The sequence below is a fragment of the Neoroseomonas soli genome, from assembly GCF_018129065.1.
Lineage (GTDB): Bacteria > Pseudomonadota > Alphaproteobacteria > Acetobacterales > Acetobacteraceae > Neoroseomonas > Neoroseomonas soli.
The window spans coordinates 1-2195 of the sequence record NZ_JAAEDM010000176.1 but is presented as its reverse complement, the minus strand read 5'-3'; the positions used below and the strand labels follow the sequence as shown (position 1 = coordinate 2195).

Here is a 2195-nt window from a genome sequence, read left to right as displayed (position 1 = left end):
CGGCCGACCCATGCCGCCGCGCCGCCGGCCGGGCGCCGTGCCAGGCTGGGGCCGCGGATGGCGCTCGGGGTGCGCGCGCTGGACCTCTTCGCGCCGGTGCGGCAGGGGCAGCGGCTTGGCCTGTTCGCCGCCTCGGGCGTCGGCAAGTCCACGCTGCTGGCCATGCTTGCGGGCGGCGCCGCGCCGGATGTCATCGTCTTTGCGCTGGTGGGCGAGCGCGGGCGCGAATTGCGGGAGTTCATCGAGGACGACCTCGGCCCGGACCGGCTGGCGCGCAGCGTCGTCATCTGCGCGACCTCCGACACCGCCGCGCCGGTGCGGCGGGAAGCCGCCTATGCCGCCATGACCGTGGCCGAGCATTTCCGCGACCGGGGACGGCAGGTGCTGCTGCTGATGGACAGCGTGACGCGCTTCGCCCTGGCGGCGCGCGAGATCGGGTTGGCGGTGCGGGAACCGCCGGCGACGCGCGGCTATCCGCCCTCCGTCTTCACCGAATTGCCGCGGCTTCTGGAGCGCGCGGGGCCGGGGGAGGAAGGCTGCGCGGGCGCCATCACCGCGCTCTTCACCGTGCTGGTCGAAGGCGACGACCATGACGAGCCGGTGGCGGATGCGGTGCGCGGCATCCTCGACGGCCATGTCGTGCTTGACCGGCGCATCGCCGAGGCCGGGCGGTATCCGCCGGTGGACGTGCTGCGATCGCTATCGCGCACGGCGCCGGCGGTGCTCGACCCGCATGAGCGTCCGCTGGTGGCCGAGGCGCGGCGGCTGCTCTCGACCTATGGGGAGGTGAAGGACCTGGTGCGCCTCGGCGCCTATCGTCCGGGCAACGACCCGGAGGCCGATGCCGCGGTGCGCCTGGCGCCGGCGATCGAGCAGGTGCTGTCCCAGCCCAAGGGCGAGGCGAGCGACCCCGGCCGGGCCTTCGCAGCCCTGGCCGCGGCGATGTCGGAGCAGGGTTGAGCGCACCCCGAATTGCCCCCGCCCCCCGCCGGGGACTACACCCTCTGCACCAGCCGCGGAGGTTCGACCATGCCCGAGACAGCCATCATCAGCGAGGTCGCCCCGCGCGACGGCATCCAGTCCATCACCGGCGCCCCGGTGATGACCGAGGCCAAGATCGCCCTCATCCAGGCCTGCTACGACGCCGGGCTGCGGCGCATGGAGGTCGGTTCCTTCGTCTCGCCCAAGGCCATCCCGCAGATGGCCGGCACGGAGGAGGTGCTGGCGGCCTGCAAGAAGATGCCGGGCCTGGAATCGACCGTTCTGGTGCCGAACCGCCGCGGCTTCGACACGGCCATCGCGCATGGCGCCGACCGCCTCGGCTTCTTCATGTCGGCCACCGCCGGGCACAACAAGGCGAACCTCAACCGCACGCGGGAGGAGTCCTTCGAGGAACTGGCGAAGCTGGTGCAGGACACGCCCAAGGGCACGCTGATCCGCTTCAACCTCTCCTGCGTCTTCCACTGCCCCTTCGACGGCGTGGTGCCGGAGGATGAGGTGCTGCAATGGGTGGAGCGCATCGTCGCCCTGGACCCGGAGATGGAGATCGCGCTCGCCGACACCACGGGCAATGCGAGCCCCGACCAGGTCCGCCGCGTCTTCCGCCACGCCATCGGCCAGTGGGGCGATCGCTTCGCCTTCCACGGGCATGACACCTACGGCATGGGTGTGGCGAACGTCTCCGCCGCCTGGGAAGCCGGCTGCCGCGTGTTCGATTCCGCCGCGGGCGGCATCGGCGGCTGCCCCTTCGCCCCCGGCGCGACCGGCAATGTGGCGACCGAGGACGTGGCGTGGATGTTCCGCCGCATGGGCGTGCAGACCGGGGTGGACTGGAACCGGCTGCTGGTCGCCGCCGACATGGCCGCCGCCATCCCTGGCGCGGTGCCCGGCGGGCGGATGCGCGCGGTCCCCGCGGCACGGCAGGCGGCGTGAGGACGCCCGCGCCCTTCCAAGGGCGCGGCCGCGTCCCAATCTGATGGCGATCATGCGCTTCGCGATCCCCCTGCTGGTGCTGCTTGCGGCGGGTTGCGCCGCGCCCGAACCGCCGCCCACCGAGGCGACATCGCCGGACGCCGGCGAGGGCACGATCATCACCGACTACGGTGGCGGCACAGCGCCGGTCGGGCGCTATGTCGTCCTGCCGGACGGCCGCACGGTGCGCATCGCCACCGATGGCGCGCCGCCCTCCGCGCCCT

3 protein-coding genes are annotated in these 2195 nt (G+C 73.1%); all 3 read left to right on the top strand.

Translation table 11 applies throughout. The features are described 5' to 3' along the window. Positions 1–960 (top strand): FliI/YscN family ATPase (locus GXW76_RS25215; protein WP_246514703.1); only part of this gene is annotated, 960 nt, incomplete at its 5' end. A gap of 69 nt (positions 961–1029) precedes the next feature. Continuing rightward, positions 1030–1932 (top strand): hydroxymethylglutaryl-CoA lyase, encoded by a 903-nt coding sequence (locus GXW76_RS25210; RefSeq protein WP_211864889.1) that lies wholly within the window; start codon positions 1030–1032, stop codon positions 1930–1932. A 52-nt stretch (positions 1933–1984) separates the two neighbouring features. Continuing rightward, the coding region (locus GXW76_RS25205; protein WP_211864888.1) for a hypothetical protein at positions 1985–2195 on the top strand (211 nt) is incomplete at its 3' end.

Bases quoted from the DNA above. Each gene is read 5' to 3' on its own strand.
- GXW76_RS25210 (WP_211864889.1), top strand. From the start codon at position 1,030: ATGCCCGAGACAGCCATCATCAGCGAGGTCGCCCCGCGCGACGGCATC.